We start from the raw sequence: 15,032 nt of genomic DNA, 5'->3' as shown, positions 1-15,032 counted from the left end.
CTTTTTTTTATTTTTTTTGATAATTTAATGATTAACTATTTAACTAACAAATAATTAAATTTAATATTATAGAGTGGGTGTCAATAATGGATAGTGAGGAACTTAGAACCGTTCGGGTTTATACAAAAAAGTATACGAGTAAAGATAAAAACGGCAAATCTGTTGAAAAAGAATCTAAGCAGAAACAAGTTAGTCTTAAAAAAGAAGATCCTTTTGAAGATGATGATTTGGTTAAAGTGTTGTCACAGGAGGATTATCAAAAATTACTTGATAATCAGTTTTCTGATGAAAGGCTTGATGAATTTTACCATATAATAGAAGCTAAAGATGCTGAAATTAAGGAATTGGAAAATCAGATTCAAACACTCAAATCCTCATTTTTTGATGATGTTGATTCTCTTAAGGATGAATTGATTTATAAAAATGAACTCATGAAGGCAAAAGATGAAATTCATGAGTTGAACAAGGAAAATAAAAAAATCAACGATGAAAGGGTTGCCATTTTCAAGGAACTTGACTACAAGAATAAGATGATTCTAGCTTACAATGTAGAATTGAACAAGTCAATCCTGAATGCAATCAATGTGGTCATTGATGAGGCTAGGGAAAACATCAACAGAAGAAATGAGTTGCTTATTTCTGATTTGAATAAATCTGTTGAAAAAGCCAAACATGACGTGAATGAGAAGAATAAGGCTATAGCATATGATATAAAGAGTACTGTAGAAGATATGAATGATCAGATTAGAAATACCAGCACTCTTAAGATGATATTAAACAAAAAGAAAATCAATTTAAGAGTTCCTACTGACGATTTACTTAAACCTTTTGATTTTGACTTTGATGTCAACCAGTTGCTTTCAGGACAAGCACTGGAACTGGATGCAGCTGAAATCTTAAAAGAGGTAATGCCGAAACTCCCTGAACCATTCTCAAAATACATTGACGCAATTGATGAGGAATCCCACGAAACAATTGATGTTTCTAGAAAAGACGAGGAAGATTAATGAAAAAGTTTAACACTGGAAAAATCACTTTCGAATACCCGACCGATTGGGAAGTTGAAAAAGCGGATATCCTTTCAAATCCAGACTGCATAGCCACTCTATCAAAAGGACAAGACAATTTAATTAATGCAGTCATGTTTCCGACCGCCACCAATTTGGATGATTACAAAATTTTCATGGAAGACGCTCTCACTGATGACGGCGGTGTGATTTTGGCATCGGATTTTGTTAACATTGCTGATATGGATGCCATTAAGCTCCATGCAAATATGGATACTCCTGAAATTAATTTTGATATTCACACTTACGTATTCATTGAAAATGGGGAAATATTCATTTTCGAAATGAGAACCTTGGATGTATCCGGAGAGTCTGAAAGGGAATTTAAGAATATTATTTCCACATTCAAAATCCTAAAATAATTGGGTGTACTCAAGCAGATAATCCATATGGTTTCTGTCCAGAATTTTTAAGGTTGAGATGTTTTGCGGTGTGGTTCCTGATCTCTCTTCCACAAGGTTTCTTAAGGACTTGTTTTTCATGTGGGCATGAATTTCACGGATGACGAATTCCATATTTTCAATATTTTTATTTTCCAATTCCTTTTGAGAAATGTCTTCATAAATCGGATAGGAGTTTAGGTCATATGCCTTGGTTGGAGTTTGCAATACATTCAAATGACTGTAGTAATTTGCTGAATCGGCTAAAAATCCATCAATCCCCATATATGTTAAAATAGGCATGAAAGATGCTTCGGCAAATGAAAAAATGAAATAACTGTCTTTTTGTGCTTGTTTTTTAAGAGACACTATCAGTTCAACGAGCTCTTTAGGATTGGTTAATAGTGCATCGCCATTGGCTATGATAAATCCGTTATAACCGATTTCCTCTAATTTTTTTAAGCAGTCAATTCTTAAATCAATGTATTTTGAACCCTGTATAACCGCTATGTCACATTCATCGACATTCTCTTCGGCTAATCGTAATGTTTCTTTAACGTTAAATTCAGCGATTTCCCTGTCTACGTTATGTGCGGAACCTTGATTCGGGGCGATTTTCAAATCATTTTTAAAAAACAATTTAGGGGTTAGTTCACCATCCACTTTTCCAATTCTGCCGGGTCCGTCATGTGATTTTATTTCAAATTTTTTCTTCATTTGTGTCTTCCTTTTTTGTTATTATTTAATAATTAGTTTTTTAGGTTTATATAAATTTTTCATGAACTGTAACCTTTTTGATTACACAACTAAAAATTTTAGTAAGCTTTATATATGTTCTTTTAAAGAATATTAGTATGGATTTGAGGAGATTATCCGATGATTATCCGAGGTGTGTTTTCAATGACTATAATAAATCGTTTAAAATCCTTGTTTAAAGGAGATAATGAAGAAACCGACATCAACAATGATGTATCAAACACATCTGACGATGTCCAAGTTACATCTTCACAAATTGAAAGTGAACCTGTCGTTGCTGAGGAAGAACCAGTTGTTGAAGTTGAGGAAGCAACTGTGGAAGAATCAGAAGACAGTTCTGAAGATTTAGCTTCTGATGACATCGAACCTATTGAGGAAAAAGTTGAAGCTCTCAAGGAAGAAATCCATGAGAAAGTTGAAGCTAAAAAAGAAGAAATTCAAGAAAAAGTTGAGACTATCAAGGAAGAAATCCATGAGAAAGTTGAAGCTGAATTAGATGCCGAAGAAGCTGATGAAGATTCAAAAAATAATGATAAAGAGAGAGATAAAATGACTTTATTGACTGATAAAGAATTATTAACTGATGCAAATCGTGATCCAGATTTCACTGCTGAATTCATTGATTCTGGAATCGAAACTGTAAAACACTGTTTCCAATGTGGTACCTGCAGTGGTAGTTGCCCATCTGGAAGAAGAACTCCATACAAAGTAAGACAAATCGTCAGAAAATGTTTACTCGGATTAAAAGAAGAAGTAATCACTGATGATGCTTTATGGATGTGTACTACCTGTTACACTTGCCAAGAAAGATGTCTCAGAAGTGTTAAAATTGTAGAAATTATCAAAAAAGCACGTAATATTGCTGCACACGCAGGTTACATGGCAAAACCTCACAAAATGACTGGAGTATTTGTTATGAACACTGGTCACGGTGTACCTATTAACGATGCAACTAAAGCTTTAAGAGCTAAAATTGGTCTTCCTGAAATTCCACCAACAACTCACGCTTACCCAGAAGCTTTAGAAGAAGTACAAAAAATTTGTAAAATTACCGGATTTGATGAATTAATCGGTTACGATGAAGCAACCGGTGGATTAAAAGAATAAATGAATTGAGGAGAGTTATAATATGGAAATTGCATACTTCTTAGGTTGTATTATGAACAACCGTTATCCTGGTGTTGAAAAAGCTAATGGAAGGAGCATCTTGTTGTCCTGCTCCAGGTGTATTTGGATCTTTTGATGAAGAAACCTGGGCTACTATTGCTGCTCGTAACTTAACTCTTGCTGAAGACATTGGTGCTGACATTATGACCGAATGTAACGGATGTTTCGGTTCATTATTTGAATGTAACCACATGTTAAAAGAAAGTGAAGAGAAAAAAGCTGAAATTAACGCTAACTTAGCTGAAATCGGTAGAGAATACAAAGGAACTATTAACGTAAAACACTTCGCTCAAATCTTAAGAGACGATGTTGGATTTGAAAAATTAGCTTCCTTAATCGAAAAACCTTTAGACTTAAACGTAGCTGTACACTACGGTTGCCACTTCTTAAAACCTACCGCAACTATCGGTATTGAAGACAACGCAGAAAACCCATCCATCTTAGATGACCTTGTAGAAATCACTGGTGCTAAATCCATTGACTACAAAGACAAAATGATGTGCTGTGGTGCTGGTGGAGGTTTAAGATCCAGAGATTTAGATGTAACTACCAGTTTCACTAAAGAAAAACTCGACCACATGACTGAAGCAGGCGTAGATGCAATCGTTAACGTATGTCCTTTCTGTCACTTACAATTTGACCAAGGTCAAATCGAAGTAAACGAAAGATACGGAACTGACTTTGCATTACCAGTATTCCACTTAGCTCAATTATACGGATTAGCTATGGGATTATCTGCTGAAGAGTTAACCTTCGATGCTCAAAGAATCGATGCAACTCCAGCAATTAAAAAAGCTTTAGGTGAATAAGTTTAAGGATTTTTAATCCTTATCTTTTTATTTTTTTTAGTCACTGAAAACACATTTCGGTTAGTTATCTTTTTCCTGATAACTATTTTTTTTATGGCAAATTTTTTTTGTTTGTATCAATACGAATAATATGCAATCATGTTTATATACTAGTAATTAAATAAATTTAATTAATATATTTAAGAGGTGTAATTATGTTTGTAGCAACATTAGATGGTATATTTAAATATGCAGACCTACCTGAAGAATATGAACCTTATGTTCAATTTAAAGCAACTATTGACAAAAGAGAACTCAAACCAAGCGATGAACTCGCAATTTTAAACATTGCAGGTACTTCCACTCATCATGTTTTATTCTTAGATTCTTATAGCAGTACTGATGAAATTGAAAGGGAACTAAAAGAAGCAGATGCTAAAATTAATCACACTACTTTAAAAATTATAGGTGGACATTTATGAGTTTGCCATCAGAACAAACTTGGTTAGTTCTGAATAATCTTATAAAAGATTTGACAAAGAGGGGACATAAAATCCCTGATGGAATTAACCCTGAGATGGGATTAATCCGATCATCAATTAGTTCATATAAAAGAGACCCTTCCCATCCTGAATTAATTAATGGTTTGGCAAAAGCAGAAATGTCTTTAAATAATATTCAAGGAACTCTTTTAATCCTTGCCGAGGAAGAAGGTGAAGAGTACGTTGATTATTGGCTTGATTTATTGAAACAGGCTATGCGAGGAAAAGAAGTATTTGAATTTGCGGATTCAAGGTCTAAATTTTTAGTAAATACTCCTCCGGGTATGACCACCGGCAGAATTAATTTGAGAGTTCCTTTAGCTGAGGAAAGAGTTCAAGAAATTGCAGAATGGAATGGACTTATAATTGAATACGATGATGATGCGACTATTCAATTGCACGGTGATAAAGAAGATCTTAAATTTGGATTAAAAGAAATGGGATCTTTCTTTTTAGAAGATTAAAAAGGTGATTTTATGGTTAAAATATTGGCAATTAGTGACGTTCATGGCGAAGAAAATGAAAATTTATACACTTATCTAAATAACAATGATATTGATTTAGTTTTAATCTTAGGAGATATCACTGATTTCGGACCTCTTGAGTTTGTAGAGACTTTTATTAATAAGGTAGCTGATTGTGGTGTTGATGTAATAGCTATTCCGGGTAACTGTGACCCTAATGGAATTTGTAATGCTATTAATGATGTTGCATTCTGTCTTCACAATAACATCATTGCTTATGGCGATGCAATATTGTTCGGTTTTGGCGGATCCAATCCAACTCCATTCGACACTCCTGGAGAAATGGATGATGATAAAATCTACAGACAGGTATATGATTTATTAGCTAATTATGATTATGTCTACAATTCAGAGGTTTCTAAAGTAAAGATTTTGGCAACTCATGCGCCTCCTTTCAACACTGATGCAGATAGGGTTGAAAATGGAGAACATGTAGGAAGTCCTGGAATCTTAAAATCTATCCATGAGTTTGAACCTCAAATAAACTTATGCGGACATATTCATGAGGCAAAATCTCTTAGTAAAATCGGAAAAACTACTGATGTAGCAAATCCAGGAATGCTTAAAGATAATGGGGCTGTTTTAATTGATGTTAAAGATGGCTCTAATTATGATATAAGCATCATTTCATTAGAAGAATAATTCTTCTTTCTTTTTTCTATTTTTGTTCAATTTTTTTCAAAATCAAATAAAAAATTTTATTTAATATTAATTTTAGATAATTATGTAGAAATTTTTTTAAGTGATAAATATGATTTGGGTTACTGGAGATGTGGACGGAAAAAAATATAAAGAACCCTTTTCTAAAGGAATCATGTCTCGTTCTCTAAATGTGGCAGATATTGGAATTGAAAGGGCACATGATATTGCAAGCGATATTGAGGCTAGTTTAATTAAGAATAATGTTACTGAAATTTCAAGTAGAGAATTGGCAGATGTGGTTTTAAGTCATTTGGAGACTATTGATTTAGATATTGCAATTAAATATAAAAACTGGAGGTCTTTAAGAATTTCTAGAGAACCATTGATTATTTTAATTGGTGGGGCTTCAGGAGTTGGAACATCCTCCATGGCATTTGAGCTTGCTAATAGATTAAGATTAAAAAATCTTATAAGTACAGATATGATTCGTGAGGTAATGAGAAAGATAGTTTCTAAAGAATTAAGTCCTGTTATTCATAAATCCAGTTTTGATGCATATGAGAGTATACGAACTCCCTCAATTAGGATAGATTCTGTCATTGAAGGGTTTGTTAGTCATGTGGATGTTGTTAATGTTGGTATAGAAGCAATCATTGAAAGATCTGCTAAAGAGGGAATCAGCACTATTATAGAAGGAGTTCATATTGTTCCTGGTTTTATTCGAAGGGATTTAATGGAAAATAACAATATTATCATGTTTACTTTGACGGTGGATGATGAAGAGGCACATAAGCAAAGATTTTATTCAAGATGTAGGCAGCCTTGGGTAAAGAGGTCTCTTGAAAGGTATATGGAGAATTTTGAATCCATTAGGAAAACCCAAAGTTTTTTGGTTGAACAGGCAAAGATTCACGATACACGTATAATTAATAATGTGGATATTAATGAAACTATTGAAATTATGGTTGATGATATTCTCAAGGAATTTGGTGGTGTAGATAATGTTGAACAAGAAAGTTAAAGATATCATGACAACTGAGGTAATTACAACTACTTCAGATGTTGATGTTGTAAATGCATTTGAAAAATTGATGGAATATAAAATCAGTTCTCTTCCTGTTGTGGAAGATGATAAGTTAATTGGGATTATAACTGCAACTGATGTAGGACATAATCTTATTTTGGATAAGTATGAGTTAGGCACTCGTGTTGAAGAAATCATGATTACTTCGGTAGTTACAGTATCTCCTGAAGACACTATTGAAACTGCTATTAAGGTCATGAAAGAAGGTGTTTCTTCTTCAGGAATATTAAATCAGCTTCCTGTTCTTGATGGAGATAAGTTAGTAGGAATTATTTCTGATGGGGATATAATTCAGAAGATATTTTAATATCTTCTATAATTTTTTATTTTTTTTAAATTTAAACCATTTTAACTTAGTTACTGTAAATAATTTTTTTTCTAGAAAATCATTTTAATTAATTTTTTTGCCAATTTTTCTATTTTTTTAGCACTTTTTTGATAACATTTATATAATATTAAAATCAAAAATAAAGTTTGGCTAGACTGGAGGGTTAGGGGTCCTCTGTAAGCACACACCCCCTTTGGTGCAGTTGAAGTTCAAAAGGCGGCTTTTTAAGAGAATATAAGCCTAGAAAGACAACATAGAAACCTCGTCCTACAGGATTGGTGGTGATGAAGTTTTTACTGGAGGGTAAAGACTAGTCGTCTCTGATATGGGAACGGGTCAGGCCCGGAAGGGAGCAGCTCTACTGTTAACATTCAATGCTTGTAGAATCCCGGGGTGGAGTTGGATTTTTAGATCACTTATATTTTTGAGATTAGTCCACTTTTGAACATGCCGTTTATATAAAAAAGATTAACTTTATTAATGAGTTTTTACATATAATTTAATATACTATTTTTCATATGTCGGGATGGCCCAGCCTGGTACGGCGTCGGACTGCTAATCCGATGGTCATATGACCACCCGGGTTCAAATCCCGGTCCCGGCGTTTTATTTATCAATTGTTTGGTCATGATTATACGTTAATCCTATTGGACATGCATGCACCATTACTGATTTTACTTCAGGGATTTCTTTTAAGATATTATTTTCCACTGTATGCACGATTTTATGTGAATCGCTTAATGTCAGGTTTCCATTGACTTCAATATGCAGATAAACTGTAGCATATGGTCCGAAATAGTCAACTTTTATGTTGTGTGTGTTGTGGGCCCCTCGTGTGTTGTCGGCAATATATTTTATTCTGTTAATTAGATCTTGAGAAGGTACTTTTCCCATTATGTTGTCTATATTTTCTTTAGCAATTCCATATGCTGTTTTAACAATCAATAAACCAATTAGTAATCCGATAATAGGGTCTAAAATTGGAAATCCAATGTTTGATACAACAACGCCTATTAGAATTGCAATTGATGAAAATATGTCTGTTTTTTGGTGTTTACCATCAGCAATAAGTGCGGGACTTTTGATTTCCTTACCTATTTGTATAATGTACTCGCTTATAATATAGTTGACGAATATGCCAAAAACGGCCATTATTGCAGCATATATGTCTGGAACTCTAATCAATCCTGGGTGTATCAGTTTATCGATGGCACCTGTGATAATTTCATATGCTACCAGTGCTAGAAATACTACGATAACCAATCCGCTTATTGCTTCTGCACGACCGTGTCCGATTGGATGTTCCTTATCGGCTGGCTTTTGACCGATACTGAATCCTACATATGCTATAATTGAGGTTATGACATCTGAAAGGGTATGGGCTCCTTCAGAAACTAATGCATAACTTCCGCTCATTATTCCAACGATTACATTTAAAATGGTTAGTATAATGTTTGCACCAATTGCAACGGCAGATGCTTTGGTTCCAGCTTTGGTTCGATATTCATCCATTAACTACACGCTCTTCTAATATGTCCATTGCTTTTTCAATGTTTTCATATGAATTTGCATATGACATCCTTATATGATTTTCACCATTCAATCCAAATGCAGACCCTGGAACTGTAATCACACCGGCTTCTGCAGCCTTTTGAACAAAGTCTTTATCTTCAATTTTTGGGAATACATAGAATGCTCCTTCGGCATTAACTGTTTCATATCCCATTCCATTTAAGCGGGATACAATCAAATCCCTTCTTCTTTTGAATTCCTTAACCATTTTTTGAACTTCATCTTGAGGTCCGGTCAACGCTTCATATGCTCCTTTTTGAGCTGTAGAATTGGAACATGCAATACTGTTTTGATGCACTTTAAATAATTCTTCTGTATGTTCTTCATTTGCAGTTAAGTAGCCTATTCTCAATCCGGTCATTGCGTAGGTTTTTGAAAATCCATTGATAGTAATTACGTTATCGCTGTATCTTGCAGGTGAATAATGCTTTTTATCATATATTATTTTTTCATAAATTTCGTCTGAAATAATTAGAAAATTATGATCCATAGACAAATCGGCAATTGCTTTAATATCTTCTTTTTCCATTACCGCTCCTGTTGGGTTTGATGGGGAATTTAAGAAAATCGCTTTTGTTTTTGGAGTAATTTTTTCCAGAACATCTTCAGCTTTCAATTTAAATTCATTTTCCATTGTACAATCAACAGGCACGATTCTTCCACCTGCCAGGTTAATGACAGATTCATATAATAAAAAGCTGGGGTCTGGTAAAAGGATTTCATCGCCAGGTTCCATAAATGCCTGTGCACTAATGTATAATGCTTCACTGGCTCCCACTGTCACAATGACATTTTCAGGATCGGTATTTATTCCATTGTCTTTTTTGAATTTTTTTACAATCTCTTCTCTCAATTCAATATATCCTTTATTTGAACTGTAATGAGTAAAATTTTCATCAATTGATCTTTTCATTGCATCTTTAATGTTTTGTGGAACATCAAAATCTGGCTCTCCGATTCCAAGGTTAATTGCATCGGGATTTGTCACTTCAAACATTTTCCTAATCAATGATAATTCAATTAATTTTGTTCTGCTTGCAGGTTGTATCATAAATATTACCTCACTTATTATAATATATATTATTATAGTAAATTTATTTTTTTCGAGTAATTATTTTTCACATACTCCACAATTGTAACATGAGGATGTTTCACACCATGGTGTTTGCTTCAATGTTTTCAATCGTTTATGTTCATTTTTTAAAAATCTCTCATTTATGCCAATATCAATTTTGTTCCAAGGCAGCAAATCATCAATATCATAATTTGGTGTTAATTCTCTCCATTCTTTCAGTGTGGGTTGCTGTGTTAAAGATTTTTCAATAAGTGCAGAAACACCCCTATCTCCACAAGATAATATATATTGGATTAGTCCTTTTTTAGGACTTTCGCACTTTATGTTATAATTTTTCATTTCCTTTTTAATATATCTGGTTTTCTTTTTAATGTCCTTAAAATCATAACCTTCCCATTGGAGAGGAGTGTGGGGTTTAGGGATTACAGGATTCACACTGAATTTCACTCTTTTAGGATTTTTATGCATACTGGCAATTTTTTTCATATACTCACAAAGTTCCTGAATGTCGTCAAAACTTTCACCAGGTATTCCTATTAAAAAATATAGTTTGATGTTAAAGTCTAATTCAACAGCATTTTTTATTACTGTAAAAATTTGCTCTTCCAGTATGTCTTTATTTATCACTTTTCTAAGCCGACTTATTGATTCAGGTGCAAGGGTTATTGTTTTGAGTCCGCTGTTTTTCAAACTTTCCAGAGTTTCTTTTGTAATGGATTCAATTCTTAGAGATGGTGTTGAAATTTGAAAACCTTCATTCTCAAGGCCCTTGATTAATTTGTCTAAATTGTTATAATCGGATACTGCAGCTCCAATTAGCGTAATTTTATTTAATCCTGTATTTTTTCTATTTTCAATTGCTATATCAATTAATTTTTCCCAACTAGTTTCTCTCATGGGTCTGTAGAGATAACCAGACATGCAAAACCGGCAGCCTCTTGTACAGCCTCTTGAAACATTCAGCATTATTGAATTATTAAAGACGCTCTGGTAATCTTCATCGTCACTTTTGCTTATAACTGGTTGGGTGATGTGATATGTTTCATCAAGATTATCTATAATCCTTATTTTTGTTTTATTGTCAAATTCGGGTATGTAAATGCCTTCAACATCTAAAAATTTTTTTAAATCTTTACTGGACTCTTTATAAATGTCCAATAATTCATTTATGGCATTTTCACCTTCACCAATGATAAATAGATCAATATAATCGGTTAATGGCATGGGATTTGCAGTAACGCAGGGGCCTCCTGCTATGATTAACGGGTCATTTTCGCTTCTATTTTCCCGTTTTAGAGGAATTCTAGAATCTCTTAATATTTCCAGTAAATGGAAATAGTCTTCCTCAAATTGGAGAGTAAAGCTTATTATGTCAAAATGCTTAACGGGAGTATTTGATTCAATTGATTTGACATTGGGATATATTATTCTCTCACACCAGGTATCCTCACGTTCATTTATCAGATTGTATAAGATATTATAGCCCATTGAGGACATTGCAGTCCGATAAATATTTGGATAGCATAATCCGAGTCTTATGTCCACTTTTCGGAAATTTTTTTGGAATAAATTTTTTTCATACAGCATCAAATCAACTTTTTTTCAAATTTTTCAATTTTCAAATTAATTCCCTATTTTCAATATAATATTTTAAATTCATGTTATTTTTAGTTATCGGCACAAATCTTCTTTTGATTTTAATGTAATTATTGAATCTTTTTTAATTTTTAATAAAAAGTATTACCAATTATAAATTTTATTTTTTATCTATTTTGTAAAATTTTTGTTAACTTTTAAGATTTTTAATTTTATCATAGTTAATTTTACTATATTTTTCGCTTTGTTGGCCATTTCTATCATGTTTTAATCTTTTTTCATTAATTTGAGCAATAAAAATGGGTTTTTTCCACATTGGAGTATCAAAAACATTTATATAAGATAAGATTTATAAGTTTTATCCACTCATTATGAAATACTATATCGTAGTATAATCATAGTTTACTATAAAATTTTCGTAATGAGAACCAAGAGGTGGAAAAATTTCGATTAAAAACAGATCATTAATGATTTTCGTTGTATTGATGGTGTTCCTTGCAATTGGAGCAGTCAGCGCAGCAGAATCAATTAATGTTTCAGAAACAGAAGATTCAAATTATTTAATAGGAGATGATGTTTCATCATCTGCAAATAATAAATTAGAAATTTCTAACGAGGTTTCTATCTCAGAAACTAATATAGTTAATTCTCATGATGATAATTTGGGGAATTGTCCTGATGATGAAGTTCTAAATACTAGTTCTGATTATGAGGATAATTATCAAGAACAATTAACTTCCGATAATGTTGACGCAGTTGGGGAAAATACTTTAAGTTCAACTAGTTCAAGTGCTGATAGTGTTGTTGCTGATAGTCCAAGTAATAATATAGTTAGTGCTGATAGTTCAAGTATTATTGCTGCTAGTAAAGTATCTACAAAGTTAAGTGTGACTGATACTCACTATAGTAAATCATCAACTTATTTTGATGTTACTTTAAAAGATAGTAATGGTAAAGTTTTAGCAAATCAGAAAATTACTCTTAAAGTTAATAAGAAATCTTACACAGGTTTTACCAATGCTAATGGTGTGGCTTCAATTAAAACTGAAAGTTTGAAAGTTGGATCATATACTGTTGCATTGACTTATGGAGGAAATTCTGGATATTCTTCATCTTCCCTTTCAAAAAAGGTTAAAGTATTATCATCTGCTGTTGGAAGTGATTTAACTAAAAATTATGGATATGCATCTGCATATAAGGTAACATTTTGGAAAAATAATAAGGTATTGGCAAATACTGGAGTTACTTTCAAATTAAATGGAAAAACTTATACTAAAAAAACTAATGCTAATGGTGTTGCAACTATTAATATTAATTTGGCTGCAGGCAAATATACTATTACTGCAACTAACCCTTATTCAAAGGAAACAGTTTCACATAAAATTGTCGTTAAAAAAGAAGGTACTAAATTAACCTCAAAAGGCAAAACATATGTTCCTGCAAATAAGAAATATTCATTCAAAGTTGTTTTAAAATCAAACCACGGCGCATTGCTTAAGAATAAAAAAGTCAGTTTTACTTTAAATAACACAAAAGTAACCTCAAAGACTAATGCGAAGGGGGAAGCTAAATTCACTATCCCTGTTCTTGCTAAAGGTACTTATAAAATTAAATTTAAGTTTGACGGCAATAAGAATTTTTATTCAGACAGTGGCAGTGCAAAGATAGTGGTTGCAAATCCGACTACAAAATTATCTTCAAAAAATTTAGTGATGAAGTATAATGATGGATCCAAATATAAAGTTAAATTAACAAACGCCAAAGGCAAAGATTTAGCAAACAAAGAAGTTAAATTTAAGTTTAAAGGAAAAACTATCATCTGCAAAACCAATAAAAATGGAAATGCTAAACTTTCTTTAAAAGATGTGATGCCGGGTAATTATGTTGTGAAATATTCTCATTCAACTTCCGGATCAAAGGATTATAGTCACGGTTCAAATAGAATTATAATCCTTAAACGTGTAGCTAAATTAAGCGCAAAAGATTTGACTATGAAGGTGAATGACGGTTCCAAATATTCGGTAAAAGTTAAAGATGAATCTGGACGTCTTCTTAAAGATGTTTATGTCAAAACCGTTATTGGTGGCAGTTCTAAAACTTATAAAACTGATGCAAATGGTGTTGCCAAGTTAGATATAACTAATGGTGCAGGTCATTACACTGCTAAGACAATTGTCTCTGATCCAATTTATAAGTCTGCCCCTATTACTAAAAAGATAGTAGTTAAGGGAACTAAATTGGTAGCGAAGAACAAGTATGCTTCCAATGGAAAAAGTGTTACTTATTCTGTTAAAGTAGTGAATGAAAATAATAAGCCTGTTAAAGATAAACAAGTTGTCTTTAATTTCAAAGGTAAAAATTTAACTTCCAAAACCAACTCCAAAGGTGTTGCAACTGTTGGTTTAGGTGCATTATCTAAAGGAACTCACAACATAAAATTCAGCCAAGGCACTAACCATGGCTCAGCAAGCATTTATGTTGCAAACAAGGTATCTATTAAGAATATTATCGCTGCATCTAAAAGCGTTAAAAGTTATATTTCAAAACATTCTAAGTTACCTTCCTCTGTTAAGATTGGGGATGTTTCTTTCAAAACTGCTGACTATTTATATTTAGCTTCTAAAGCTATTGTAAACTTGAAAGCAGGTAATAAAAAGGATATATCCATAAAAGTTATGGAAAATCCTAGCAAACCTAAAGCTGCATATGATTTAGGATATTTGAGAAACTATCTCAGTGTGGCAAAAAAGGTTGTTAAAACTTCCGAATCTCAAGGAAAATTGCCGAATTCAGTAAGCTCTAAAGTAGGGTCTATCGGTTATAATGGATTGGTCAATGCATTTTCAAAGGTACTTGTTCAGTACGGTAAAAATAAGAAAATGCCTGCTTACGTACAAGTTAAATCTTTATCAAGTTCTTCAACTTCATACACTGGAGTTTTAAACAACAAAAATAAAATTACCAATTTGATTAAGTATTTGGCTGCTTCCCATAATTGTGAAGTGAATAATGCAAAAATCAAAAAATTAGTTGCTAAGTTGACTAAGAATTGTAAGAGCGATAAAGAAAAAGCAAATAAGATTTTCAACTATGTAAGAGACACAATATCTTATAGTTTCTATTATAACACTAAATATGGTGCATTAGGAACTCTAAATGCCAAATCCGGTAACTGTGTAGATCATGCACACATACTTGTGGCAATGTATAGGGCTGCTGGAATGCCTGCCAGATATGTTCACGGTACCTGTCACTTTTCAAGTGGTAACACCTATGGACATGTATGGGCGCAAGTATTGGTCGGCAATACTTGGACTGTTGCTGACGCAACAAGTTCTAGGAACTCGTTAGGTCATGTAGCTAATTGGAATACCCATTCATATGGACTTCAAGGTCATTACATTAGCCTTCCATTCTAATTAACTACTTTTTTTTATTTTTTTTTTAAAATTTTCTTTTTTTTCATAGCCAATAAATTTATAAGAGTTTTACCAAATATTTAAATAACAAG

The 15,032-nt window shown here is 32.6% G+C and carries 13 protein-coding genes, 1 tRNA gene, 1 other RNA gene and 1 pseudogene; 12 read left to right on the top strand and 4 right to left on the bottom strand.

What is annotated here, in order from left to right; genetic code table 11:
• Positions 1-86: 86 nt before the first annotated feature.
• Together QZN27_RS02725 and QZN27_RS02720 are read left to right on the top strand one after the other, a co-directional pair.
• Positions 87-1,007, top strand: coding sequence for a hypothetical protein (locus tag QZN27_RS02725; protein WP_296783272.1), 921 nt, complete (start codon positions 87-89; stop codon positions 1,005-1,007).
• Positions 1,007-1,429 carry a hypothetical protein gene (locus tag QZN27_RS02720; RefSeq protein ID WP_296783269.1) on the top strand — a complete coding sequence of 141 codons (423 nt, stop codon included), beginning with the start codon at positions 1,007-1,009 and terminating at the stop codon, positions 1,427-1,429. Before QZN27_RS02725 ends, QZN27_RS02720 begins: the two co-directional genes overlap by 1 nt.
• Here QZN27_RS02720 and QZN27_RS02715 read toward each other — a convergent pair.
• A complete protein-coding gene (locus tag QZN27_RS02715) occupies positions 1,421-2,164 on the bottom strand; it encodes an archaeosine tRNA-ribosyltransferase (RefSeq protein ID WP_296783264.1) in 744 nt (247 codons plus the stop codon). The two genes, QZN27_RS02720 and QZN27_RS02715, sit on opposite strands and share 9 nt — an antisense overlap.
• 183 nt (positions 2,165-2,347) lie before the next feature.
• Here QZN27_RS02715 and hdrC point away from each other — a divergent pair, with 183 nt between their 5' ends.
• The 9 genes and pseudogenes from hdrC to QZN27_RS02670 all read left to right on the top strand — a co-directional run bounded on the left by hdrC (position 2,348) and on the right by QZN27_RS02670 (position 7,882).
• Positions 2,348-3,310: a CoB--CoM heterodisulfide reductase subunit C gene (gene hdrC, locus QZN27_RS02710; protein WP_296783262.1), complete on the top strand. Its 963-nt coding sequence runs from the start codon at positions 2,348-2,350 to the stop codon at positions 3,308-3,310.
• A 22-nt stretch (positions 3,311-3,332) separates the two neighbouring features.
• Positions 3,333-4,179: pseudogene (gene hdrB / locus QZN27_RS02705) on the top strand (CoB--CoM heterodisulfide reductase subunit B).
• A gap of 194 nt (positions 4,180-4,373) precedes the next feature.
• The gene (locus QZN27_RS02700; protein ID WP_296783260.1) at positions 4,374-4,640 is read left to right on the top strand and encodes a DUF749 domain-containing protein; all 267 of its coding nucleotides are present in this window, start codon (positions 4,374-4,376) and stop codon (positions 4,638-4,640) included.
• Positions 4,637-5,164, top strand: a complete 528-nt coding sequence (locus QZN27_RS02695) for a DUF2096 domain-containing protein (RefSeq protein WP_296783257.1) — start codon at positions 4,637-4,639, stop codon at positions 5,162-5,164. The genes QZN27_RS02700 and QZN27_RS02695 overlap by 4 nt, the downstream gene beginning before the upstream one ends.
• A gap of 12 nt (positions 5,165-5,176) precedes the next feature.
• Entirely contained in the window at positions 5,177-5,866 is a 690-nt protein-coding gene (locus QZN27_RS02690; RefSeq protein ID WP_296783255.1) for a metallophosphoesterase, read from the top strand.
• 109 nt (positions 5,867-5,975) lie between these two features.
• Entirely contained in the window at positions 5,976-6,887 is a 912-nt protein-coding gene (locus QZN27_RS02685) for a 2-phosphoglycerate kinase (RefSeq protein ID WP_296783253.1), read from the top strand.
• Complete coding sequence (locus QZN27_RS02680; protein ID WP_296783360.1) at positions 6,865-7,257, top strand: CBS domain-containing protein; 393 nt, start codon at positions 6,865-6,867, stop codon at positions 7,255-7,257. The genes QZN27_RS02685 and QZN27_RS02680 overlap by 23 nt, the downstream gene beginning before the upstream one ends.
• A 164-nt stretch (positions 7,258-7,421) precedes the next feature.
• Positions 7,422-7,735, top strand: an RNA gene (gene ffs, locus QZN27_RS02675) — signal recognition particle sRNA.
• A gap of 63 nt (positions 7,736-7,798) precedes the next feature.
• Positions 7,799-7,882: transfer RNA gene (locus tag QZN27_RS02670), tRNA-Ser, on the top strand.
• Positions 7,883-7,884: 2 nt separating this feature from the next.
• On the opposite strand, the gene QZN27_RS02665 is transcribed toward QZN27_RS02670, so the two are convergent.
• From QZN27_RS02665 to QZN27_RS02655, 3 genes are read right to left on the bottom strand one after another with little or no spacing between them, the layout of a single operon-like run.
• Positions 7,885-8,790 (bottom strand): cation diffusion facilitator family transporter, encoded by a 906-nt coding sequence (locus QZN27_RS02665; protein ID WP_296783250.1) that lies wholly within the window; start codon positions 8,788-8,790, stop codon positions 7,885-7,887.
• The gene (locus tag QZN27_RS02660; protein WP_296783247.1) at positions 8,783-9,901 is read right to left on the bottom strand and encodes a pyridoxal phosphate-dependent aminotransferase; all 1,119 of its coding nucleotides are present in this window, start codon (positions 9,899-9,901) and stop codon (positions 8,783-8,785) included. Before QZN27_RS02660 ends, QZN27_RS02665 begins: the two co-directional genes overlap by 8 nt.
• Before the next feature lie 60 nt (positions 9,902-9,961).
• On the bottom strand, positions 9,962-11,512 hold the full coding sequence (locus QZN27_RS02655; protein ID WP_296783244.1) for a radical SAM protein: 1,551 nt from the start codon (positions 11,510-11,512) through the stop codon (positions 9,962-9,964).
• 476 nt (positions 11,513-11,988) lie between these two features.
• Between QZN27_RS02655 and QZN27_RS02650 the strand changes: the two genes are divergently transcribed.
• Positions 11,989-14,940 carry an Ig-like domain-containing protein gene (locus tag QZN27_RS02650; protein ID WP_296783242.1) on the top strand — a complete coding sequence of 984 codons (2,952 nt, stop codon included), beginning with the start codon at positions 11,989-11,991 and terminating at the stop codon, positions 14,938-14,940.
• Positions 14,941-15,032 lie beyond the last annotated feature (92 nt).

The organism is uncultured Methanobrevibacter sp., from assembly GCF_900316895.1.
Classification (GTDB): Archaea; Methanobacteriota; Methanobacteria; order Methanobacteriales; family Methanobacteriaceae; genus Methanocatella.
Note: the sequence above shows the minus strand (reverse complement) of the source record. Positions and strands in the feature narration are given on the sequence as shown.

What these genes read in the sequence shown, in the direction of transcription:
- QZN27_RS02690 (WP_296783255.1), top strand. Translation starts at nt 5,177, where the DNA reads ATGGTTAAAATATTGGCAATTAGTGACGTTCATGGCGAAGAAAATGAA.
- QZN27_RS02700 (WP_296783260.1), top strand. Translation starts at nt 4,374, where the DNA reads ATGTTTGTAGCAACATTAGATGGTATATTTAAATATGCAGACCTACCT.
- QZN27_RS02655 (WP_296783244.1), bottom strand. Translation starts at nt 11,512, where the DNA reads ATGCTGTATGAAAAAAATTTATTCCAAAAAAATTTCCGAAAAGTGGAC.
- QZN27_RS02725 (WP_296783272.1), top strand. Translation starts at nt 87, where the DNA reads ATGGATAGTGAGGAACTTAGAACCGTTCGGGTTTATACAAAAAAGTAT.
- QZN27_RS02650 (WP_296783242.1), top strand. Translation starts at nt 11,989, where the DNA reads ATGATTTTCGTTGTATTGATGGTGTTCCTTGCAATTGGAGCAGTCAGC.
- QZN27_RS02685 (WP_296783253.1), top strand. Translation starts at nt 5,976, where the DNA reads ATGATTTGGGTTACTGGAGATGTGGACGGAAAAAAATATAAAGAACCC.
- QZN27_RS02665 (WP_296783250.1), bottom strand. Translation starts at nt 8,790, where the DNA reads ATGGATGAATATCGAACCAAAGCTGGAACCAAAGCATCTGCCGTTGCA.
- QZN27_RS02720 (WP_296783269.1), top strand. Translation starts at nt 1,007, where the DNA reads ATGAAAAAGTTTAACACTGGAAAAATCACTTTCGAATACCCGACCGAT.
- QZN27_RS02660 (WP_296783247.1), bottom strand. Translation starts at nt 9,901, where the DNA reads ATGATACAACCTGCAAGCAGAACAAAATTAATTGAATTATCATTGATT.
- QZN27_RS02715 (WP_296783264.1), bottom strand. Translation starts at nt 2,164, where the DNA reads ATGAAGAAAAAATTTGAAATAAAATCACATGACGGACCCGGCAGAATT.
- QZN27_RS02695 (WP_296783257.1), top strand. Translation starts at nt 4,637, where the DNA reads ATGAGTTTGCCATCAGAACAAACTTGGTTAGTTCTGAATAATCTTATA.
- hdrC (WP_296783262.1), top strand. Translation starts at nt 2,348, where the DNA reads ATGACTATAATAAATCGTTTAAAATCCTTGTTTAAAGGAGATAATGAA.